Origin of the sequence: Marinobacter alkalisoli (assembly GCF_045449855.1) — a bacterium.
In the GTDB taxonomy this organism is placed as follows: Bacteria; Pseudomonadota; Gammaproteobacteria; order Pseudomonadales; family Oleiphilaceae; genus Marinobacter.
The window spans coordinates 159,028-182,052 of sequence record NZ_JBJJLC010000006.1 but is presented as its reverse complement, the minus strand read 5'-3'; the positions used below and the strand labels follow the sequence as shown (position 1 = coordinate 182,052).

Here is a 23,025-nt window from a genome sequence, read left to right as displayed (position 1 = left end):
CGGATTACGCCTGCGGCTATTCCGACCTACTTAACTAATCCGACCTACGGATCAAATTCCCTGATATTTCGCAATCATAGCAGCAGTTGACCGAAATCGCTCTCCCTGCGGTGGCCGATCGGGATCAGACCGATGCCCGTTTACGTGGCATTAAATCCTGCCAGGCGATCAACAGCCGACCGGCTTCCAGCTCCGGATTCACATTGTATACGCCGGCAGACCTGGCCTCATGGATCAACTCCAGTATCTGGTGTGCGCGCCAGGGCGGGTTGGATTTGGCCAGATAGCCGAGCATATCCGCCGCATCCGTATCCCTCGGGCTGCCACCGGCGGTTATCCGGGCCAGGTCCGCGGCCCAGCCCTCAAATAGCCACAGGGCGCCTTCCAGGCCCATGGCTTTGAAAGGTTTTGCTGCTTCCCCCACCGTTAACTGCCCTTTCATGAACTGGCGAAACTGCGCCAGCGCCTGATCGCGCTGCGTCAGGAAATCACTGGTCAGGTACTCGTAGGCCAGTCTGGGCGCATTTCCGGAAAGCGCCAATGCTTTACCGCACAATTCGGCTGACGGTTGGTCTGCCTCGTCGAGCTTCATAACTTCCGCCGCCAGCCATCGGGCAGCCGCGTCGCCATCAGGAATCGCAATCAACAGGTTCTGGCACCGGGACCGGATAGTCGGTAAAACCGGACGCCCGCTTTCCTGCAGCAAAATCAGCACCACATCGTCGGATGGCTCTTCCAGGGTTTTGAGCAGGGCGTTCGCGGAGTTGATATTCAACTGGTCCGCACGATCAATAATGGCGATCTTGCGCTGCCCGACCTGCGGGGATGACACAGCAAACGTGGACAGTGCGCGCACCTGGTCTACCTTGATCATCCGCGATTTTTCCGGGGTGTATATCCGGATATCCGGATGGGTACCCGCCGAAACCAGCTCACACTGCTTGCATACGCCACACGGCTGATGGCCATTATCACTGTCGCTGGCTGGTTGGTCGCAGATCAGCAGTGCAGCCAGCCCGTCCGCGAACATCCGTTTACCAACACCACGCTCCCCGGTGACCAGCAGCGCATGGGGCAGCCGGTTCTCGGCAAGACGTTTCTGCAGGCTCTGCCAGGCTTCATGGAGCCAGGGCATGGACGCTTCGGATGGATTCAACCTGTTACCCTTCCAGTGCTGTTCTAGTGGTGGTTTTACGGGGCTTTGAGGGGGCCCGTGACATCTGTTTACGCATCGTGACCAGGAGGCGTCGCATCTGCTCGCGGGATTGACGCCCTTCCCCGTCCGGATCGCTGCCATAGTAATGCTTGTTAACCATCCGGGCAAAAGCCCTGGCGGTTCCGGCGGCGGCAGGCCTGGCCGAACCAATCCTGTCGGCCAGTTGGGCCGGAGTCTCTCCGAATCGCACCGGAATGCCGGCACGTTCACAAAGCCGGTGCCACTGATGGATTAACCTTACCACGGGATCACGACTTGCCGACCGACGCACCTGCCACGCCGAGAATGCGCCTGCCACTAGCAACGCCAACCCGACAATGCCCGCCGTCGCGTAACCCAGCTCTTTGAGCCCGAGCCCCCCTGGCAAACGGGACATCAGGTCCATCTGTGACTGGCCCTGATAGCCAACGACCCAGCGCTGCCATTGGTAATTGATCCTGTCCACCTGCAACGACGCCCATTGCAGCACGGGGATATTGCCGTACCGCTGCGGCGAAGCCCAGTCGTCTTCCAGGAAGGAGCCTTCACCGGCGACAGCATCCCGCAAACCGGATTCAATGCGGTCGGGAGCGATTGCAGCCGTCGGATCCACGCGTACCCATCCCTCGCCGTCAATCCATGCCTCCACCCAGGCGTGGGCGTCGTACTGACGAACGATCAGGTACTCGTCATCAGCCCCGGGATCGCCACCCTGGTAGCCCACAACCACCCGTGCCGGAACGCCCGCCGCCCGCAACAAAAATGTGGTCGCACCGGCGTAATGGGCGCAAAAGCCCCGTTTTGCATCGAACAGCAGGGCGTCAATGCCGTCTTCCGGCATCGCCGGCGGTCGCAGGGTGTAGAAGTACTGTTGCTGCCGGAAGCGGGCCATCATCGCTTCGACCATGGCGCCGGGGTCGGGATAATCGGCTTTGAGCTCCTCCGCCAGCGCCCTGGCCCTGGGGTTACCGCGACTCGGCAGTTGCAGGTATCGGCGCAGGCTTCGCGGCGCATCAGCGTCATCGGTTTCACCGTCAGCCAGGGCCATACGATAGCGCACGGCACTGTCCGCCGGGCGACGAAACCGGAAAAGCCCCTCATCGATCGGCAACACATTGTCCGAAACCGCCACGGAACCATCCAGCGCGAACGCCCAACGCTCATCCGTGGGCTCCATCAGCACCTCGTATTGGTCGGATTCAAGATCGCCCGCGCCGCCATCAACCGCAACCCGCCCCGGCCGCCTGAAGGGCTCATCACGCCCCTGGCGCCAGGTTTCTCCGTCGAGATAGTCGAGAATCAGTCCACGCCAGTACCGATCCCGGTAGGCCGGAAGATCATCGCCAAAGGTGGCCCGGAAGGCTCTCTCGCTGCTCTGCGCCAGGTTGGAGATGTCACCCGGCCGCATGGTGTCACTGATACCCGATCTTGCCTCACCGGACACCATGGGCACGCTCCATAACGGTGCCATCCTGGGAAAGAAGACAAACAACAGAACCACTATCGGCAGCGTCTTCAGTAACATCGCCCCCAGCCGCCGCCAACCGGATGCCATGGACTCCGGCAGGTCGGGCGCATTCAGAACCTGAAGCCCCACCAGCAACAAGCCGACCGCCATCAGATTCACGACGGCCCAATAGATCTCCTGATGGAACAGGAAGTTCACGGTTGCCAGATACACCAGAATAAAGAACAGCACATAGAAATCCCGCGTAGAACGGGTCTCCAGCCATTTCAGGCCAACCGCGAGCACAAAAAACGACGCCGCCGTGTCCACCGTAAAGCGCCCCTGAACGGTGGCGATATAGACCGCGATCACCCCCAGCATGATGCCGGTTTTCAACCATTTCCCCGGTAACCGGACACGGCCGGACTGTGCCAGCCAACGCCAACCAGCAAGGACAATACAGCTGGCGACCAGCCAGAGCGGAAGTCGATCCCATTGAGGGGTGAGCAGCAGCGTAAAGCTGGCAATCACCCAGATCAGGGCCCTGGTGGGTAATACGGGTGCCTCCGTTCCCTGCAAGGTCTGTTCGCCGTAACCGCTGGCAAGGGTCATCAAACGCCCTCCCCGGCTACCGTCGACCCGGCAGCCTGGCCCCGTGTACCGAAAGTAGCCGTGGAATCATCCCGCGGCTTCTCAAGCCCAAACACCGCCAGACTCTTCAGGCACCGGCTGACATGGGCAGGTCCCGCGTCCGGACCTATCTCCTGTCCCGGCAGACTTAAACCGAAAGGAACGCCGGTTCGGCTGCGTTCAAGCACCTGGGCAGTGAGATAGCTGACTCTCAATTCCTGATCCACCCCCGGAAAGGCCTGATAGTCGAGCCAGTGAGGGCTGCCCTGCTCACCTTCCCAGTCGGCAATCACCATCTGGCCGGTACGGGCGTATCGTTTCCATAACACCCGCTGGGTCAGATCCCCCTCCCGCCATGGCCGCATATCCGCATGGTCATTGCCGTCCATGGAACGGGAGGTATCCTGATCATCGCCGTCTGTCACGGTGCCAGTTGCTTCCGGTGCCGGAACCGGCCGCGGGTAGACAATGCCGAAGGATGCCGGTCGCACCCAGGACCAGGCCTTGAGCAATCCGAACGGAAACCGGGTTTCGACCCGGACCCGATCGGGACGAAAATACCCACGACGGGGGCTTTCAGCAGACAGCACCATATCCCCGGCCTGGCCTGCCGGAACGTGTTGCTGACTGAGGGTGTAGCGTTCGCAGCTGAGCGATATGGCGACCGCATCGTGCCTGCCAGACACGGCACGGAAACGAAACGGAATCCTGTCTCCGGCAAAACCCTCGCCGGCCTGAACAAGGGTAAGCTCCAGGCCCGCCAGGTTCCGGTGGGTCTGGTGCATGGCCGCCACCAGAATCGCGCCCAACATGAACGTGAGAAGATAAATCAGGCTGTTCTGATAATTGATCCCGGTGATGAGCATGATGAGCAGCAGCATGCCAAACACCACCCCGGGCCCCGTGGGCAGTATGAAGATGTTGCGCTGACTGAAAACCTGCTTGTCCGCGCGGGGAATCCTGCGATTGACCCAGCGCTGCCAGCGTGTACGAATAGCCTGAACCATATGGCTCCTGTTACCCAGCCAAGAACATTAGGCTGCCTATATAACCATCTTTTAAAGGATTTTTATAACAATACTGACAATACACCGATGGTGATCACAAACCCGCCAGAAATCCCTTGAATTTGTGTCTGGCAATCCGAATACTGATTTATGGGGCGCTGACTGAGTGCCGTACCTTTTCAGACGCACCTCACCTTCGTGGATCACAGGCCAAGAGGCTATACCATGACACGCCCAACGTCCCTCTCCATTGCCATTGCCAGCGCCACCGGCCTTGCCGTTATCAGCTCCGCGCTGTCGGCCGGGGTCCAAACCATGACATCCGATGAGATGGTGGAAACCTATGTGAAGGACTCCGCCGTTATTGTCGTCCCCAGGGATCAGCAAAAGAGCGCCGCAGACCGACAGCGCATTATTCGCTCCCTGACAATTTCCCCCGGCGAACCGGTGCTGACAGAAGCAGAAGAGGAAGCCTATCGGGAGGCCCTCCAGCGCTACCAGGAAGAAGGCAAATCCGACGCCCTGGAACAGGCCGAGGAAGAGTTTCTCCGCCGCGCTTTACTGCTGCCTCAGGAAGAACTGGCTCGCGCCCAGCCCCGCGCGGATTTTGCGCCCACGATCCAGCCCATTATTTTTGGCCAGCAGGCCCAGATCCCGGATGAACCTTTCACCCAGACATTCCTGAACGACCAGCTCGGTATTGGCTACGATGGCCAGAACGTAAACTTTTCCATTGGTAATCCCCCGGGCATTGACCGTATTGAAGTTCCCCACGCCATTAACGAAGGGCCGGTCACCCTGACCCCACGGCCGGGGGGTGGTTTTGATTTGTCGATCGCGGTACCTGATCAGTAACGGCATTCAGAACCACCTGGCGGGATAGATCGCATTCCTGTAACGGTGCCTCGCGAGGCACCGTTTTTTTGTTCGCAATTACCTGGCAGACAAAAAAATGCCCCGCCAATGGCGGGGCATAGACAAGCTAGACTCTTTCGAGTGTTCGCTTAGTCAGCATGGCCATACACAGCCAGCTTGGTGTCGGTAACCGCCAGGTTGTCGATAGCGAAGGAACCGATGGAAGTACCACCGATTTCAACTGCACCGATAGACATGTCCATGTAGACGTTGTTCACGTCGATACGCAACACGTCTGTGGCAGTGGAGGCGCCGAGGCCAGCACCCTTGTAGACATCCAGGTTGACGTTGGCGAAGCCGGCCAGTACCTGAGCTTCCTGAGATGCCGGGTCCAGACCGAACTCGCCATCACCGTCTTCAGACATGACAGAACCGTCGCCGTCATAGTCGAAGTTGGCGCCAGCACCGGTGATCACCATGTCACGGACACCGATACCCAGGAAGTCTACGTCAAAGTCCATATCCTGTACGTCGAAGGCAGCAACGATGTTCAGGTGGTCAGTGGCGGTGTCAACGCGCAAGTCGAGCTGTGCCAGGTTACCGTATCCGCTCATGTTGGAGATCAGCGTGGTGCTGTCTGACCCGGTGCCGCCGGCCAGCAGTTCCATGGAGCCAACGGTCATACCCCAGTCGATCGGGTTGCCGTCCAGGGTGCCAACGTGGATAACCGCGTCACCGTCATCGGCCACGTCGATATCGATCTTCAACTGGTCCAGCAGATCAGTGTAGCCGGCGGCTGCGCCATCAGCTGTCACGCCGGCACCACCAAGAACGATGTCGTTGACCGCGAAGGAGCCTTCATCCGTGTACTTGAACTGGCCGATGCTTACTTTGGTTTCCAGTTCAATGGTCACACCGGCCTGACCGGTGACGTTACCCATTGCACTGTCATCCATTGCCCTCAGGTCAGCGTGAGCCGCGAAAGGGGCAGCGGCGACCGCTGTGGCGAGTGCGATTTTCTTCAGGCCTTTCATATTATCTCCTTATAAACTCATGTTGTTGTTATCTGAGTTTGTATTTTTGTTGTGGAGTCCCTTACCCCACGACTTCATTTAAGATTGTTTTACAGTCCTAGTCCGTGACTGCATTCACAGTTCTTCACGAGTCGTTTACAACCTGAAACAAACGCGCATTACTTCTCAGTTTCACCCCTGATGGGCCGGCGATTCATTCTTGTCGTCGTAAAACATCTGGAAAGGCTTTTCCCTGGTAACCGCCTGAGAGAACGACACTTCCCCACCATCCAGACGGAAAGGCACAACCTTGTTGGCGGAAATGCCGAGTCGATGCTCATGCTCTATAACCAATGCCTCGGCATCGTCACCCTCTTTAACCTTGCCGGTATAAAGTATGACTGCCGCATTGATCTTCCCGCGGCGTGCAATCGACTTGAGCGCTGCCCGGTACATCAGAATCCTCACCCGGGCGGGCGCCTGCCCTGCCTGATCATCAATATTGATTCGCCTGATGGTCTCCCCGTCATCCAGCAGCATCCAGGCCGCTGGCATGTTGGGGTCACTATCACTTAACTCGCTGGTGTACTCCTCCGTTGCCTGTTCCGTGAGTTTTACCAGTTGCTGTTGACCAATAACGGCGAATCTCGCCAACTCCTCCTTGGTCAGCATGCCATCAGAGAGTACGCTGTTCTCTGGTATTTCGACGGCCAGCGTATTTTCCTGGGATAACGCTAGAGGGGATGTGAGCAAAGTTGCGGTCAACGCCATATTGACCAGTGACTTGTTGAGGTTTGTCATCCTAATCTTCCTTATTATTTTCAACCGGTTTCCACACGACAGCCCCGGAAGTCGGTTAAAATAGATTGACCAGCCTGTCCGGAGCTGAGGAATGTCCGCTCTATTAGATCAGCGGGAGTTCGGAACCGACAACGCCCGTTTTGTGGGCTGATTATCATTCTTCTACATTTGTTACGGGGTTAGTTTGAACCTGCCTGTTTCCAGATCCATTACCAGCGAAGAGTACAGCCACCTATTGGATCATGCCTGCGAGGAACCCGACTTCGCTTATATCGGGAGCGTTGGATCCGGCGAGTCTCGGGGCGTCATCTGTGGGTTTTCCGCCTGCGCCTACCGCTCCCTGGAGATCAGCCCGGGCCGGTCCGCAGCGGCTGATCTCCGCAAGCTCGCCGGGCAAATGGAGGAAGCATCCCGGCACTATGCCATGCCCAAGAATGAAGCCGGGGAACACCTGACAGGCGGCTGGATTGGTTTCCTGGGGTATGAACTGGGCTACGTGAAAGAGAAACGCCTGATTGACCAATGCCCTGACGTTGACGTTCCACTCATGCACGCTGGCCTGTACTTGTGGTCCGCCAGCCATAACAGGGCAAGCGACAGCTATTATTTGTGGGTCCACCCTGACTGCCCGGGGAAAATCCGCAGAAAACTCCAGGACTGGCTGACCGGCGACCCAGCCTCACCGGATGAGGGGTGGCGCATGCCCACTCCGTTTACGCCTACTCAATCCCGGGACGAATTCGTAGCAAGCGTTGCAGCGGTTCGCCAGTACATTGAGGCCGGCGATTGTTACCAGGCCAATCTCTCCCAGGAGTTCAAGGGTCGCTATTCGGGCAATCCATGGCAGGCCTTCCGCGCGCTTTCAGACGCCAACCCCACGCCGTACAGTGCGTTCATCCGGACTGGCAGGCATTCAATACTCTCGATTTCTCCAGAACGCTTCCTGGAAATCCGGGGAAAAACCGTTCACACCAGTCCGATCAAGGGCACCCGCCCGCGCGGTGCGACCCCCGAACAGGACGCTGCCCTGGCGGACGAGTTACGTGCCTCGGAAAAGGATCGTGCAGAAAACCTGATGATCGTGGATCTGCTCCGGAACGATCTCGGTGTCAGCGCGGTGACCGGAACCGTGGCGGTAGACCAGTTATTCGCCCTTGAGTCCTACCGCAATGTTCATCACCTGGTCAGCCATATCCATGCCACACTCAAAGAGCATGTGTCACCGATAAAAGCACTTCTGGATGCCTTCCCCGGCGGCTCCATAACCGGAGCGCCCAAGATACGGGCCATGGAAATCATCCGGGAGTTGGAACCCCACTGGCGCGGTCCATATTGCGGATCGGTGTTTTACTGGGGTTTAAACGGTGTATTGGACAGCAATATCGCGATCAGGACCCTGCTTTGTGATAACGAGGGGACAATACGATGCTGGGGAGGTGGAGGGATCGTTGCCGATTCCGATCCGCAGGCGGAGTATGAGGAAACGCTGACCAAAGTCCGGCCGCTTATGGAGTTTCTGGAGCGGCTGGAGTTGTGAGTCGGATTAGTGGATGTCGGATTAGCCGCAGGCGTAATCCGACACAACAATAACACCCGAAACTCAGGCGCTGTGAACAGCACTGGCCTTGAGGAACTCCTGCCTGAGATCGTCAAACGTGTGAACCGCCGGGAACTGCGGGAACTCGTCAATGACGTTTTGCGGGGCGTGGAACAGGATGCCGGATTCCGCCTGGCTCAGCATGGTGGTGTCGTTGTAGGAATCTCCGGCTGCGATAACCCGGTAGTTCAGCAGCTGGAAGGCCCTTACCGACTGGCGCTTGGGATCGCGCTGGCGCAGCAGGTAGTTGGTGATCTGACCGTTCTCCGCCACTTCCAGCTTGTGACAAAGTAGCGTCGGGAAGCCCAGTTTGGCCATCAGCGGCATGGCAAATTCGTAGAACGTATCGGACAGGATGACCACCTGGAAGCGTTCACGCAGCCAGTCCAGAAACTCGCTGGCACCGGGCAGCGGGTCCAGTTCACCGATCACTTCCTGAATCTGGGGCAGACCATAGCCGTGCTCGTCCAGCAGGCGCAGGCGCTGCTTCATCAATACGTCATAATCAGGGATATCGCGGGTGGTGGCCCTCAGTTCCTCAATGCCGGTTTTTTCCGCAAACGCGATCCAGATTTCCGGGATCAGTACTCCTTCGAGGTCAAGGCACGCGAGTTCCACAGTGATCTCCTGATTGTCATAGTCAGTGTTTCCGGCGGCCAGCCTGGACGCTCGGGTTTCAATGGGCCCGTATGATAAGAAAATCCGCCGCCGAATGCATCGTGCTTCTTGCCCGCTATAAGGATATACGACCAGATTCCTTTAGCCCGGCGCGCCTTAATGGTAGATTTATCACACATTTATGAAGGACTAAGCTTTTCATGACAGACATTGGCGCGTTACAGCAGGAACTCGCAGGCCAGAGCCCCCGGGCCATTCTGAAAGCGGCCCTGGCGAAGTTCGATAATATTGCCATCTCCTTCAGTGGGGCCGAAGACGTGGCCCTGATTGAAATGGCCCACAAGCTCACTGATAACCTTCAGGTGTTCACCCTGGATACCGGTCGCCTGCATCCCGAAACCTATGAGTTCGTGGAACGGGTGCGCAAGCATTACGGCATTAACATTGAGGTGATGTTCCCGGATGCGCAGGAAGTAGAGGATCTGGTCACCCGCAAGGGTATGTTCAGTTTCTACGAAGATGGCCATTCGGAATGTTGCGGCATTCGCAAGGTCAACCCGCTCCGCCGCAAACTGGCGACCGTCGACGCCTGGATTACCGGGCAGCGCAAGGACCAGAGTCCGGGCACCCGCAACGACGTGCCGGTGGTGCAGATAGACGAGGCCTTCTCCACGGACGAACGCCAACTGGTGAAGTTCAATCCCCTGGCGGACTGGACATCAAAGGAAGTGTGGGACTACATCCGCATGACGGAAGCCCCATACAACAAACTGCACGACAGAGGCTTCGTCAGTATCGGCTGTGAGCCCTGCACCCGACCGGTGCTTCCGGGCCAGCACGAACGTGAAGGCCGCTGGTGGTGGGAAGAGGCCACACAGAAAGAATGTGGCCTGCACGCCGGGAATCTGATCGCCAAAGACGATCAGTAAGTCGGCAGCTCGACATCCCTGAACAGCTCTTCGATTTCCGATCGGCTGCCCTGATGCGCAACCGCCTCATCCACCCTCTCCTGGGTGAGATGGGGCGCGAAGCGCTGGATAAACTCGTACATATAACCGCGCAGGAAGGTGCCCTTACGGAAACCGATGCGGGTGACGCTGGGCCGGAACAGCTTGCGCGCGTCCAGGGCAACCAGGTCGGTATCAACTTTCTCATCAAATGCCATGCTGGCAATGATGCCGACCCCCAACCCGAGGCGAACGTAGGTCTTGATCACATCGGCATCGGCGGCGGTAAAGACCACCTTTGGTGTTAATCCCTGGGACTGGAACGCTTCATCCAGCTTGGAACGACCGGTAAAGCCAAATACATAGGTGACCAGCGGGTACTGCGCCAGCTCCGGCAAGGTTAATTCGGATAGTTTGGCCAGTGGATGGTTCCTGGGCACGATCACGCTGCGATTCCACTTGTAGCAAGGCATCATGATCAGGTCGTTGAACAGCTCCATGGCTTCGGTGGCGATGGCGAAATCCACCGCGCCGTTGGCGGCCATTTCCGAAATCTGCATCGGGGTTCCCTGGTGCATATGCAGGGAAACATCCGGATAGGCTTCGATAAAGCCACTGATAACCGGCGGCAGCGCGTACCGGGCCTGGGTGTGGGTAGTGGCAATACTGAGATCGCCCTTGCGCTGGTTGCTGAACTCCTGGGCAATTTTTTTGATGCCCTCTACCCTGCGAAGTATTTCCCCCGCTTCACGGATAATGATTTCCCCGCCCGGAGTGATCCGCGTCAGGTGCTTACCGCTGCGGGCGAACACCTCGAGACCAAGCTCATCCTCCAGCAATCGAATCTGTTTGGAAATACCCGGCTGCGAGGTAAAAAGACTCTGGGCGGTGGCAGATACATTGAGATCATGGTGCGCGACTTCCCAGATATAGCGCAACTGTTGTAATTTCATCGACCCTGTTGCTCCCTGAATTCCCGGAAAACTCGGGCTGCGTTACCGCTGTGCTTCAGCCCACACTGATAAAACACAGAATACGCATAAAAATGTCATTTTTCATTCTTTTTTGGTATACACAATACCTTCCCACTCAGTTTAGACCAAAAACCGAATTACGCTGCATTCCTAATGCCGTTTTTGCAGCCAGCACCCTTGACTTCAGTGTGACAAAGCACACAATCCGAAATCGATACTCCAAGTGCATTCAGGGATACGATGCTGCTAACCACCAAGTTCCTCAGACCCACCTCCGACCCCCGCGCCGTCAGTCGGGAACGGCTGTGCAGTCTGTTGCAACCCGGCTCCCAAAAGCGGCTCAACCTGGTGGTTGCGCCGGCCGGGTTTGGTAAAACAACATTGGTGAGCCAGTGGTGTACGCAGTTGGGCACGTCGACCGCCTGGCTCTCCCTCGATGAACATGACGACGAACCCCGACGCTTCTGGCAGTACATGGCAGGCGCGTTTGAGCACAGCGGACTGGCAGGCATGGACATCTGCCGGCAACAGCTCAGCCATTGCTCCCTGCAGGAACTGGAGGGGCCCATTACCAGCCTCATCAATGCCCTCGCCGCGGATGGCGCCCAATGGTCCCTGGTGCTGGACGATTTCCACTTCATCCGGAGCACCGATATCCAGCGTCAGTTCTCCTATTTTGTGGACTACCTGCCGCCGGGGGTCACGGTAACGCTCGCGTCACGCACCGAGCCTCCCCTGCCCCTGTCCCGTTGGCGGGTCCGGGCGTGGATTGAAGACATTCATCCCGGGTTGCTGGCGTTCTCCGAGGAGGAGTGCCAGCGTTTTTTCCAGGAAACCATGGGTCTGGACATCTCTGAGCAGGAGGTCCGGAAAATCTGCCGTAAAACCGAGGGCTGGGTGGCAGCCATGCAGTTGTCGGCACTCTCCGGGGTCAACAGATCCACTCGTGAATCCTCGGCCCCGCCTATCACCGTCGATGTCGACGAGCGTCGCATCAATGACTATGTCCTGAGCGAGGTGCTGGAACAGCAGCCTGGGGATATTCGCGACTTCCTGATCAGTACGGCCTGTTGCCCCAAGCTCTGTTCAGCACTGTGTGATTCCGTCCGGGGGGCATCGAACAGCCAGTCTCTGCTCGAACAACTGCTGCGGCAAAACCTGTTCCTGATCCCTCTGGACACCCGCAACCACTGGTTCCGGTACCATGACCTGTTCCAGGACGCGTTGCTGCAGCGGGCATGGGCGTATGATCCGGACATGGCCGCACAGCATTGGCAGCGGGCAGTGACCTGGTTGCTCAACCATGATCACGTGCAGGAAGGCATTGCCCAGATCGTTCGCCAGCAGGACTGGGCCTGGCTGGCACGGGTTCTCGCGGAGCACGGCAATAACCTGATTCACGGCGGCTATCACCTCCCCGTCCTCAACTGGCTGTACTCACTACCGACCGACGTGGTGGATGACAGCCCGCAGCTGCAGATGTTGCGGATCTGGGCCCTGTTCTTTGCCAACCGCGTGGAGATGCTTGAGCCGCTGCTTTCGAACCTCGAGGATATCCTGGATAAACGGGTGGCCGACTCCCACCCGGATGCCGAGGGCGCCCTGGGCCTGCAAAGCGAAATATCCCTGATCCGCTCCTACCTTGCGCGTACCAGAAGCGATGACAAGAGTGCCAGTGATCTGACACGCCAGGTGCTCAGGGATATCGACCATACCCGCATCCCCCTCAAATCCGTTACCTACTACGGTGTCGGCCTGGACTACTACGGCAAGGGGGACCTGCCATCCGCCAAGGAGGCGCTTCGTTCCGCTGTCCGTTATGGAGAACTGGAACGCAAGCCCAGCACCGTGCTCTCCAGTGGCGGGCTGCTGGCCTGGATCCAGTACAATCGCGGCGATATCGATGACGCCCTGGAAACCTGTACTTCGGTGCGTCGCTGGGTGGACCAGCAGTATACCGATCCAGCTCAACCCAGGCTGATTTCCTGCTGGCAGAACAGCGCGCTGACGGAAATATACCGGGAGCGTAACGAACCGGAACTGGCGGCCTCTCACCTTGCGCCGCTGCTTGACCATGTCACTAACGGTACCGAACCCGGGCAACACGTTGTCATTCAGTACGTGCGGGGCCATCTCGCCTTCAGCGAGGGTCGTTACGAAGAAGCCATCGAAGCCCTGGAGGACGCCGCCACGGTCGCCCGGCGGCGGCGCGATCACATCCTGTTCGAGCCACCCGCCTGTTCCGCATTGCTTGCCCGGTGTTACCTGGCAGCCGGCCAGCTTCAGCGGGCACAACAGTGGGCCCAATCCGTCACCGATGAGCATTTTTCCAACCCCCTGAACCGGGAGCAGAACCAGATCAGTACGGCCAGAATCCTGGTGGCTGCGGGCCGCCCGGCGGAGGCCATGGCGATACTTGCGCCGTTACGTCTGAGTGCTGAAAAAGATCAGCATTTCCGACACCTGGTGGAGATCCTGACGGTTTACGGAGAGGCCCTGCATGTTGAGGGAAAAACTTCAGAGGCCAGCCAGATGTTGGCTCAGGCGGTACAGAAGGCCGCGGATGCCGGATTCATGCGACTGTTCGCTGAGGAAAGTCCCACCGTACGGGCGTTATTGATGGAGTTGCCCACCCTGCGAGCATCTTCCGGCTGGAATAGCCGTTTGCTGGCAATGCTTCGCGGTATCAGCAGCCCGCCAACGGGCCAGGAACAACCCCGGGGCAAGGATAACGTCGAGACAATAGCCGCATCTGGCGAGGTCCTTGCGGAAGCCCTGAGCCAGCGGGAACAGGAAGTACTGGTACTGATCAATGAGGGACTGGCCAACAAGGACATCGCCAACCGCATGAACGTTGCGCCGGCCACCGTCAAGGCACACATCCGTAACCTTTACGGCAAGCTTGGGGTCAGCCGCCGGACCGAAGCCCTGGCCAGGGCCCGGGAACTCGCTTTGTTGGATTAACCCGGATTCGCGGGGCGCATTTTGTGATGCACCTCACATTTCAAGCGAACTATTGCGCCCCACTACGCCCTTTGGACGATCCGTCTACGCCCCTTTCCCCTCTATGATTCATTTCATGGTGAGGCGAGCCCTCACCAGGAATTCTGAAACTTCAGGCCTTCAGATTCCTTGTTCCGCGTTGTTTTCGACGCCCGGGTTCGATTCAGAACCCCTTTTGACAAGAGCCATTCCCAAACGGGATGGCTCTTTTTTTATGGCTCACTGTTCGATGATACGGCGAAAGGGCGGCAAAGCATCCAGCAGTAACTGTCCATAGCGGCGGGCAACGATTCGCCGGTCAAGGATGGTGACCCGGCCGGTATCCTGCTCGGTCCTCAGCAACCGCCCGACAGCCTGGACCAGTTTGATGGAAGCATCCGGAACGGTAATTTCCATAAACGGGTTTCCGCCCCGCTGGGAAACCCATTCCGCCAGACTCGCCTCGATCGGATCGTCCGGTACGGAAAATGGCAGGCGGGTGATGATCACATGGCCGAGGTATTTACCGGGCAAATCGATACCTTCAGCAAAACTGGCCACCCCGAACAGCACACTGGGGCGCCCTTCATCCACGCGGCTGCAATGCTGCCTTAATACCTCGCCCTTGGCCATGTCGTCCTGGGTGATGATCAGGTCCGGGTATTCCGGCGCCAGGGCATCGCGAACGAGCTGCATCTGGCGGCGGGCGGTGAACAGTACCAGTGTGGCCTTCTCACCCACCCAAAGATCCGGCAGGCGTGACACCAGGGCATCGGTGAAGGCGTCATCGGTTGGCATCGCCGTCATGGCGGGTACCTCTACCGTGGCCATTTCGGCGTAGCGGAAGGAACTGGGAACCACCAGGAAGCGGCTGGCTTCCGGCAACCCTGCCCGCGCCTGCAAACGGTCAAAACGCCCAAGCGCCGTCAATGTGGCGCTGGTCAGCACAGCGCCATAAGCACGGGACCAGAGCCTGGAATACAGCAGGTTGTCGGCCAGTACCGGACTGCTATACAGGGTAATGTCCTCGGCATGGTCCCAGCGCTGGCGAATGGCCCATCGTGCCGCAGGCGGGCTTTTTGATTTCGGTTTTACCTGAATCTCTTCCCCGTCGGCCTCGTCGCTGTCAGCCGGCCTGGCCCCGGTGGTCTCACACCAGGCTACCCACAGCCGAAGCTGATCCTCGGATCTGGCATGAAACGAACCAATGACCGGGTACCAGGATTCCGCCGTTTCCCGGTCCACATCGTGCTCCTTGCGCTCATCAAACGCTTTCTGGAGCTCATCCACCAGAACGCCCAGCTGTCGCACCAGGTTGGCGGTCGCAATTCTGGCATCGGCAGCCAGCGCCGCCAGGGCTTCCGGTAACTCTCCGTCCGGGTATCGCCACTGTGCTGAACGGCGTTCTTCACTGAATTCCCAGCCGGTATTCTGCTCCGCCTCGTTGTAGACGTCGGTCAGAGCCATATCAACCCCCCGCGACGCCTCACTGACCCGATCAATGGTTTTTGCGGCCAGGGTCGATGGCGCCAGGAACGGCTGCATTTTTCCCATGGCCTGGGACAGTTGTTTCAGCCACTGGCGCGTCGCGTTCAGCGGTACGGACGCGGCGAAATGGTTCAGCGCCTTGTCCGGGAGGTGATGGGCCTCGTCGAAAATGAACAGCGCGTTCTCCGGCTCCGGCAGAATCGCTCCGCCGCCAAGGGCCAGATCCGCCAGGACAAGGTCGTGGTTGGCCACAACAATGTCGGCGTCGTCCAGGTCTTTGCGAGCGTCAAAGAACGCGCAGCTGTCGAAGTAGCTGCAGTGGCGGTTGGTACACTGCCGGTGATCGGTGGTGACCTGTCGCCAGATGTCATCGGGAATCTGATCGGGCCAGTGATCACGGTCGCCGTCCCAGGTCCGGGAGCCGTAGCTGGCCAGCATATCCTCGAAGAAGGCGCGGGTTCCGGGCTCCTCGCTGCCGGGTCCATCCAGCAGGAACAGCGGCATGGTATCGCTGTCGCCGTTACCCTCGTCATGGAGGCGGGCCTCAAGCCGGGACATGCAGAGATAGCGCCCGCGCCCCTTGGCCAGGGTCCAGCTGAAATCCTGCTTGCTATGTTTCCTGAGATCCGGCAGGTCCTTGTGGACGATCTGGTCCTGCAGCGCCACGGTGGCCGTGGAAATCACCAGCGTCTTGCCCAGCGCCTTGGCGACGGGAATCGCCGCAATCAGGTACGCCAGGGTCTTGCCGGTACCGGTGCCCGCCTCCACAACGCAGGCCGACGGCGGCGACGTACGCTGGCCGTCGTTATCGGTGATATCGCCCATATAGCGGGCAATTTCCGCGATCATCAGCCGCTGTCCATAGCGGGCCCGAATGTCCTTTCCCGCCAGGACATCCCGGTAGGTCTGCTGAATCTGCTGTTTGGTTTCGTCGGTCAGGGCCATCAGCGCGGGCTCACCCAGTCGCGGACCACACCCACCCGGAACTGGCGGCCATTCTTGCTCAGCACCACACCTTCCTCGGTAATGCGTTCGACGCGAATACCGGAAAAGCTGTCACCGGTCCTCATGTACTGGTTGTTGATCATTACCCGCCGGGCGGAAGGATCGGACGAGTAGATATGGCTGTTGAAAATCAAATCGGGAATACTCTTCTGAAATGGCAAAGGGAGTTCGACCAGGTGAGGCACGCGCCCCGTCGGTTCCTGTTCAGGCAGCGCCGGAACGCTGTTCGTCTCTGTCCGGTTGGGTACGATCACCGTTGGCCGAAGGCGGGGCTCCGCCTCACCGCTTTCGGCGAGAGCGTCCATTGGCTCCTCTACGGCCTCACCGGCCGGTTCGGTCCTGGCCGTATCCGATTCTGGAGATGACGTCTGGTTTCCATCCTGTTGTGGCTGAACCGGGGCCACCGGCTCCCTGGCTGCTGCTTCCGGCGCGGTGGCTGACACATCGGCACTGTTCCCGGCACTGTTTCCGGCACTCGTCCCAGCACTCGTCCCAGCACTCTCATCGGTGGCGGGCGCACCCCCGGGCCAGAAGATCACCGCCAGCACGATAGCATTAATAATCAGTGCGACAGCCACCCACACTGCGGCGGGCACCGTTTTTTTGCGGGGCTTGTGGATCAACTGGACCTGCTGGCCCAGGTCCGGAATCTTTCCCTGGCGACGCTCGGTTTCGGATTTCCGGAGAGCATCCAGAATATAGGACATCAGTCATCCCTCCGTGCCAGATCCGTTGGCGACAGTCTTGGTCCGGATTCGTTCAGGTCATTGTTTATCTGGATAACCGTCATGGCGCCTGCGATACCATCAACCGTCAGCCCTTTCTGCTGCTGGTACCAGCGTACCTGCTCGCGGGTTTCCATGCGCTTGACCTGGTCGCTTTCCTGGCGCCCGTCGGCGTGCAGGTCTGCCAACTCCATCATTCGGGAGCTGAGCCAGAGTTGCTCGGTATCACTGTCGGTGCTGTCCTCACTATCATCCATGTAAGGCGGTAGTTGCCATAACACGGTAAAGTCACCAAACCAGTAAGGCTCAATGGAGTCAAAGGCCACCACCCTGGAATTCCCGGCCATGGCCAGAACAACCTGGTCGCCTTCAAGGTGCCGGATCGTCACATACCGGCGCTGCCCCTCATTGTTACGAAGCTCAAGCACGGCCGGCCGGTTCAGAACTTCCAGACTTCTGCGCGCACCCTGCCGCGCCAGGCAGGACAGCCCCCGGATCCGTGCGTAGATGCAAGGGTCGGGATTGTCCGCGGGCTCATACTCTCTTCCCCAAAGTTCAAACAGATCACGGAAAGCACCGGCCCGGGACTGTGAGTGAGACTCGAACCCGAAATCCAACGCCGGTTCCGGTTCAGACTCCGTCTCTGACGAACGCTCCGGATCGACAGGCGCCGGTGGGGTTTCCTGCTCAATGCGCTCAACCCTTCCGCCGACGGGATCACTGGTATCGACATCCGCTTCTACCGACGCCTGTTCCGTAGAATCATCCGCATCCACCTGCCAACGTTCGAAAAGCCAGGCGGTACCAACAACCGCAACAAGAATGGACGCGGCCAGGGCGAGATAGCGGGGCTTGTTGGTGCCCGCCGTCATCGGGCGGGCAGCGGGAGCATGGCCGCCATTCACTTCTTTTGCCGCCGTGCGGATATGGGCGGCCGTGATCACGTGCTCGCCTTCGGCATAAGCGCCCAACAATGCACGATCACTGATCAGATTGATCAGCCGGGGTATACCGTCACTGGCTTTGAACAGCTTCTTGATCGCCCCCGGGCTGAAAATGTCAGCCCGCAAACCTGCGACGCCAAGACGATACCGCAGATAACCGGGCAGTTCGTCACGCCCAAGGGCATCCAGGTGGTAGCGTGCGGTCACCCGCTGGTTAAGCTGGCGCAGCTCGGGCCGCGCCAGTAACTCCTGGAGCTCAGGCTGCCCAAGCAGCACAATCTGCAGCAGCTTTTTTTCAGCGGTTTCCAGGTTGGTGAGAAGGCGCAACTGCTCCAGTACATCGGCAGACAGGTTCTGCGCCTCATCAATCATCAACACCTTGTGCCGCCCTGCCCCATGAGCCTTGAGCAGATCCGCATTGATCAGGTCTACCAGTTTCTTGATGCTGGATCCCACCGGGTGGGGAATTTCCAGTTCATCACAGATGGACGACAACAGTTCCCTCGCGGACAGCCGTGGATTGAGAATCAGGGCAATGTCGACGTTGTCCGGTACGTTCTCGATAAAACAGCGGCTTACCGTGGTTTTCCCCGTTCCCACCTCACCGGTAATCACAATAAAGCCACCCTGCCCCTGGATCCCGTACATGAGGTGGGCCAGCGCTTCTTTGTGACGCTCGCTCAGATACAGGTAGCGGGGGTCCGGAGCAATCGAAAACGGGGGTTCCCGAAAACCGAAGAAATCGTAATACATGAGAGTCCAGTCAGGTGCTCAAGCGGAGCTTGCAGAAGTCATTGGGAAGGTTCTCCCCAACAGGCTTCCCGGCCATCGCGGTATCATACCGCCCGGTTCCGGGAGATGTCATCTCAGGAGCCACCGGAATCTGCATTGCTTACCAGTTTGAGCCCGGCGTTTGCCCGTTTTTGCTGATGTTTCAGCCGCCGGATGCATCGCTCAAGGGTTTTGGAAATTCGTGCGTGGGAACGGATCATCGAGATTTTCGGCCAGGTTGCCCGCTCACCCGCCAGGATCATCTCCCGCACGTATTCCGGCTCCGGATTCGCCAGCATACGCCGGTAATCCCGCAAGCGGTAGGAAGCTGCAATGGTCACATCACCGGAGTAACGCTGAGCCATGATGGTATAGAGCTGGCCGGAAACCTGCCGCATGATCTCGGGACGAACCCGCTTGCGGAGATAATCAAACAGGCCCTGACCGTGAAACTGAATCTCGGACTTGAGCAGATGCAGCGGCAGATTCGACAGGCTGAGCTTTTCGTCCCGGCCGCGGCGATTCAGGAAAGGCACCACGTGGGGATTGGTCTGGCTGACGATGGTGAAGTTCACGTCATAAAGATGCATCAGACGCTCAATGGGCAGGTCACTGACCACCGAGCCATCCACGAACTTTAACCGGGACGTGTACGGCAGCGAGTTGCCATGGATGTCTTTCTTCATCAGGGTTACCGGCGGGTAAATTCCCGGTACAGCGGCACTAGCCAGCGCGGCACTCCACACCAGAAGGTACGGCGAGGTGTAGCCACACAGCAAGCGGGCCTTCTGATGCGCCTGTACCGGCGATACGCTGACGTTGATCGAGCGCCCCGTACGCTGGAACGCCTCCTCAAACGTATACTCGCCAATGTTTGCCCGCAGGCAGGCCTTCAACTGATCCTGGTCCATCAGTCCGTCACCCTGCATCGCACTGATCAGTCCGCGCCATTTCCAGGCTTTCAGGTTGTGATTCTCCGGCACCAGCATTTCGGGGATTTCCGCATCGGTGTGAACACCCAGTATTCCGGCAATAATCGCACCGATACTGGACCCCGCAATCACCTGGGGCAGCAACCCTTTCTCCCACAACGCCTTGATCACACCAAAATGGAACATACCCAACGTCGCCCCGCCGCTCAGCAACAGCGTCGGACGACCGTAGCTGGTCAGGGTATCCCGGAAGAACTGCAGTTTCTCAGCCACCGGGAAACCGGGCACCGGGTGATCACAGAGGAAATCCAGCGCTTCACAGACCTGGGTGATGTATTCCTCCACCAGGTGCTTGGTGCCAACGCGGGAACGGCTGTAGAGGGCAGCGTTGCCCATGTTGCCGAGGTCGTGGTGAAGACCTTCCCGCAACGCTCGTTTCAAACGCTCGAAATCGTTCTGCTGTCGATACTGGCGAAGGTTGCTGAGCCGATCGTAGATCAGCTCATAGTGATAGAGGTCAGAAACAAACTCCTCTTTCCACTCCACATTTCCTTCGAGGAAATCGAGTTCCAGGGCAGCGGCTTTCCAAACTTCATAATTGGGCGCCTCCGCCAGCATCTTTCGAAACTTGCGAATGCGATCATCGGTCATTGCGATCAAAAATCTTCCAGCATCAGATCATCATCTTCCTCTGCAAACGGATCAGACGTGGTTTTACCATCGTTGATCAGGTATTCCCTCCGTTGCAGATACGCGTTCCTGACGAAAGTATAGCCGTCCCCGGACATAAAACCCTCCGCCGGGATGAGATCGGCTCGTTTATCGACAATCTGCAGGGCCCTGGCGAAGTAAACCTCCGGTTCCTCCACGGCGTCCCAGGCGGACGGAATAACCCAAAAGTCAGTGCCGAGCCCGACTAAATCCCTGGGGTTGGATGGCCCCAGGAGTGGCAGCATCAGGTATGGACCGGACTCAACCCCCCAATAACCCAGGGTCTGACCGAAATCCTCCGGACGTTCCGGAAGATCGAAAGCAGTAGCGACGTCAATCAGCCCTCCCAACCCGAATACCGTGTTGTAGGTGAACCGGCCAGCCGCCACAACAGCGGCCTCGCCCTTGAGCTGGAACAGACTGTTTGCGAAATTACGGACTTCGGAGAGGTTATTGAAGAAATTGGTCACAGCCCGGTCGGCGAACCCTGGCATCACCGTACGGTACGTCTTGGCTACCGGCCTCAAAAACCAGTTATCGATGGTCTCATTGAAGGTATAGACCTTGCGATTCCAGTTTTCATAAGGATCACTTTCATTAACCGGCCCGGACATCTCGGGGGCGGGTTCCTGCACGTTCTGGGCGGCCACGTGCGCAGCACCCCCCATGAATCCGACAAGAGCGGCCAGCACTATGACAAGTGCCCGGCACCGGGAAAAATAATCTGTCATTTTTGAGCCTGAGGTTGTTAAATCCGTTTCAGTTCGTCGAAAATACCGGCTCTGTTTTTCTTTTTATTCGCTCTCAGGTTCGGAGGAACCCGATGTCAGTACCGGGAAATCTAGTCAACACCTTGTCCGTCCCCCTTCGTTGGGGAGATATGGACGCATACGGCCACGCCAACAATACGGTCTATTTTCGCTTCTTCGAGGAAGCCCGGATCGTATGGCTGAGATCCCTTGAATTAGGCGGACCCGAGGCAGCCGAGGGGCCAATCATTATAAAGACCAGCGCCACCTTTCTGAAAGAGCTGAACCACCCGGCCACCGTTGTGGTGAAAACATACGCCGACAAAGCCGGCAATACCAGTCTGGATACTTACCATACCCTGACGGATGCCGACACGGGTGAGTTGTACGCAGAAGGTTACGCCAAGATTGTCTGGTTCGACCGCGTAAACCGCTCATCCACCCGGCTGCCGGACACACTCAGGGCCCTGGCAGCAGAATAGATATCAGCAGGGGCTATCGGCGGCGTACCACTACGCTGCCGATGGAGTAACCGGCCCCGAAGGAGCAGATCACGCCCAGGTCACCGGATTCCAGGTCATCCTTGTGTTTGTGGAAAGCAATGATGGAACCGGCGGAACTGGTATTGGCGTATTCATCAAGAATCACCGGCGCCTCATCGGTATCGGCATCGCGACCCAGCACCTTGCGGGCAATCAACTGGTTCATGTTCAAGTTGGCCTGGTGAAGCCACATGCGACGCAGGTCATCTGCCGCCAGTGACAGCCCCTTGAGCTGGTTCAGGATCGTTTCCGCAACCAGCGGGGACACTTCCTTGAACACCTTCCGACCCTGCTGTACGAACAGCTTGTCCGGCTTGCCAATGCCAGACTCATCGCCCCGGTTCAGGAAACCAAAGTTATTGCGGATGTTGTTGGAGAACTTGGTCTTGAGACTGGTGCCCATAACTTCGAACCCCTGCCCTGAAGCTGTATTTTCCTCTCGCTCCACCAAGATCGCGGTGCAGGCGTCGCCAAAAATGAAGTGGCTGTCGCGGTCACGGAAATTCAGGTGGCCGGAACAGATTTCCGGGCTGACCACCAGCACCGCACGGGCGCTGCCGTTTTCCACGGAATTGACCGCCGCCTGCAGGCCAAAGGTTGCTGAACTGCACGCCACGTTCATGTCATAGGCAAAGCCTTCAATACCCAGAGCGGCCTGCACTTCGACAGAGATCGCCGGGTATGGGCGCTGCATGTTGGAACAGGCAACGATCACCGCATCCACGTCCGCCGCCGTCTTTCCGGCCTGCTCCAGGGCTTCCTTGCAGGCCGCCACCGACATATCACACTGCACGGACGGCTCATCATTCCCACGTTCGGGGATGTACGGCGCCATACGCTCCGGATCAAGAATCCCGGTCTTGTCGATCACGTGACGACGTTTAATACCGGATGCCTTTTCAATGAAGCTTGAGGAAGAAGGCTGCAGAGCTTCCAGTTCGCCACGGGCGATCTCGTCGGCATGCTGGCCATTATGGATCTCAACGAAGGCGTTGAATGCCTCCACCAGTTCGTCGTTGTCGATGGTTGCAGGCGGTGTATACAGACCGGTTCCGCTGATGACGGCTTTAATCACGCTAACCCCACGTCATG

At 58.3% G+C, this 23,025-nt stretch carries 18 protein-coding genes; 5 read left to right on the top strand and 13 right to left on the bottom strand.

All coding sequences use genetic code 11. The annotated features are described in order from the left end of the window. Positions 1–124 precede the first annotated feature (124 nt). The 3 genes from holB to ACJO5Y_RS04285 are packed head-to-tail and all read right to left on the bottom strand — an operon-like array spanning position 125 to position 4,279. Complete coding sequence (gene holB, locus ACJO5Y_RS04295) at positions 125–1,156, bottom strand: DNA polymerase III subunit delta' (RefSeq protein ID WP_406985193.1); 1,032 nt, start codon at positions 1,154–1,156, stop codon at positions 125–127. 4 nt (positions 1,157–1,160) lie between these two features. Next, positions 1,161–3,254, bottom strand: a complete 2,094-nt coding sequence (locus ACJO5Y_RS04290; protein ID WP_406985192.1) for a transglutaminase TgpA family protein — start codon at positions 3,252–3,254, stop codon at positions 1,161–1,163. Then, on the bottom strand, positions 3,254–4,279 hold the full coding sequence (locus ACJO5Y_RS04285; RefSeq protein ID WP_406985191.1) for a DUF58 domain-containing protein: 1,026 nt from the start codon (positions 4,277–4,279) through the stop codon (positions 3,254–3,256). The genes ACJO5Y_RS04290 and ACJO5Y_RS04285 overlap by 1 nt, the downstream gene beginning before the upstream one ends. A gap of 225 nt (positions 4,280–4,504) precedes the next feature. Between ACJO5Y_RS04285 and ACJO5Y_RS04280 the strand changes: the two genes are divergently transcribed. Next, a complete protein-coding gene (locus ACJO5Y_RS04280; protein ID WP_406985190.1) occupies positions 4,505–5,134 on the top strand; it encodes a hypothetical protein in 630 nt (209 codons plus the stop codon). Between the two features lie 149 nt (positions 5,135–5,283). Here ACJO5Y_RS04280 and ACJO5Y_RS04275 read toward each other — a convergent pair whose 3' ends face one another. Further along, positions 5,284–6,168, bottom strand: a complete 885-nt coding sequence (locus ACJO5Y_RS04275; protein ID WP_406985189.1) for a DUF6160 family protein — start codon at positions 6,166–6,168, stop codon at positions 5,284–5,286. A 171-nt stretch (positions 6,169–6,339) separates the two neighbouring features. Next, entirely contained in the window at positions 6,340–6,948 is a 609-nt protein-coding gene (locus ACJO5Y_RS04270; protein WP_406985188.1) for a hypothetical protein, read from the bottom strand. A 184-nt stretch (positions 6,949–7,132) separates the two neighbouring features. On the opposite strand from ACJO5Y_RS04270, the gene pabB reads away from it, so the two are divergent. Further along, a complete protein-coding gene (pabB, locus tag ACJO5Y_RS04265) occupies positions 7,133–8,485 on the top strand; it encodes an aminodeoxychorismate synthase component I (protein WP_406985187.1) in 1,353 nt (450 codons plus the stop codon). Positions 8,486–8,548: 63 nt separating this feature from the next. On the opposite strand, the gene thrH is transcribed toward pabB, so the two are convergent. After that, a complete protein-coding gene (gene thrH / locus ACJO5Y_RS04260; RefSeq protein WP_406985186.1) occupies positions 8,549–9,163 on the bottom strand; it encodes a bifunctional phosphoserine phosphatase/homoserine phosphotransferase ThrH in 615 nt (204 codons plus the stop codon). Between the two features lie 200 nt (positions 9,164–9,363). On the opposite strand from thrH, the gene ACJO5Y_RS04255 reads away from it, so the two are divergent. Then, positions 9,364–10,092 carry a phosphoadenylyl-sulfate reductase gene (locus ACJO5Y_RS04255; protein ID WP_406985185.1) on the top strand — a complete coding sequence of 243 codons (729 nt, stop codon included), beginning with the start codon at positions 9,364–9,366 and terminating at the stop codon, positions 10,090–10,092. On the opposite strand, the gene cysB is transcribed toward ACJO5Y_RS04255, so the two are convergent. Further along, complete coding sequence (gene cysB, locus ACJO5Y_RS04250; RefSeq protein ID WP_406985184.1) at positions 10,086–11,063, bottom strand: HTH-type transcriptional regulator CysB; 978 nt, start codon at positions 11,061–11,063, stop codon at positions 10,086–10,088. The two genes, ACJO5Y_RS04255 and cysB, sit on opposite strands and share 7 nt — an antisense overlap. 261 nt (positions 11,064–11,324) lie before the next feature. Here cysB and ACJO5Y_RS04245 point away from each other — a divergent pair, with 261 nt between their 5' ends. Continuing rightward, entirely contained in the window at positions 11,325–14,048 is a 2,724-nt protein-coding gene (locus ACJO5Y_RS04245; protein WP_406985183.1) for a winged helix-turn-helix domain-containing protein, read from the top strand. A gap of 258 nt (positions 14,049–14,306) precedes the next feature. Here ACJO5Y_RS04245 and dinG read toward each other — a convergent pair whose 3' ends face one another. The 5 genes from dinG to ACJO5Y_RS04220 all read right to left on the bottom strand — a co-directional run bounded on the left by dinG (position 14,307) and on the right by ACJO5Y_RS04220 (position 21,373). Further along, complete coding sequence (dinG, locus tag ACJO5Y_RS04240) at positions 14,307–16,499, bottom strand: ATP-dependent DNA helicase DinG (RefSeq protein WP_406985182.1); 2,193 nt, start codon at positions 16,497–16,499, stop codon at positions 14,307–14,309. Further along, positions 16,499–17,266: a general secretion pathway protein GspB gene (locus ACJO5Y_RS04235; protein ID WP_406985181.1), complete on the bottom strand. Its 768-nt coding sequence runs from the start codon at positions 17,264–17,266 to the stop codon at positions 16,499–16,501. Before ACJO5Y_RS04235 ends, dinG begins: the two co-directional genes overlap by 1 nt. Next, positions 17,266–18,981, bottom strand: a complete 1,716-nt coding sequence (locus ACJO5Y_RS04230; RefSeq protein WP_406985180.1) for an ExeA family protein — start codon at positions 18,979–18,981, stop codon at positions 17,266–17,268. The genes ACJO5Y_RS04235 and ACJO5Y_RS04230 overlap by 1 nt, the downstream gene beginning before the upstream one ends. 113 nt (positions 18,982–19,094) lie before the next feature. Beyond that, the gene (locus tag ACJO5Y_RS04225) at positions 19,095–20,582 is read right to left on the bottom strand and encodes a DUF3336 domain-containing protein (protein WP_406985179.1); all 1,488 of its coding nucleotides are present in this window, start codon (positions 20,580–20,582) and stop codon (positions 19,095–19,097) included. A gap of 5 nt (positions 20,583–20,587) precedes the next feature. Then, a complete protein-coding gene (locus tag ACJO5Y_RS04220; RefSeq protein WP_406985178.1) occupies positions 20,588–21,373 on the bottom strand; it encodes an MlaA family lipoprotein in 786 nt (261 codons plus the stop codon). 92 nt (positions 21,374–21,465) lie between these two features. On the opposite strand from ACJO5Y_RS04220, the gene ACJO5Y_RS04215 reads away from it, so the two are divergent. Then, positions 21,466–21,873, top strand: coding sequence for an acyl-CoA thioesterase (locus ACJO5Y_RS04215; RefSeq protein ID WP_406985177.1), 408 nt, complete (start codon positions 21,466–21,468; stop codon positions 21,871–21,873). Positions 21,874–21,886: 13 nt separating this feature from the next. Here ACJO5Y_RS04215 and ACJO5Y_RS04210 read toward each other — a convergent pair whose 3' ends face one another. Beyond that, positions 21,887–23,008 (bottom strand): beta-ketoacyl-ACP synthase III, encoded by a 1,122-nt coding sequence (locus tag ACJO5Y_RS04210; RefSeq protein WP_406985176.1) that lies wholly within the window; start codon positions 23,006–23,008, stop codon positions 21,887–21,889. Positions 23,009–23,025 lie beyond the last annotated feature (17 nt).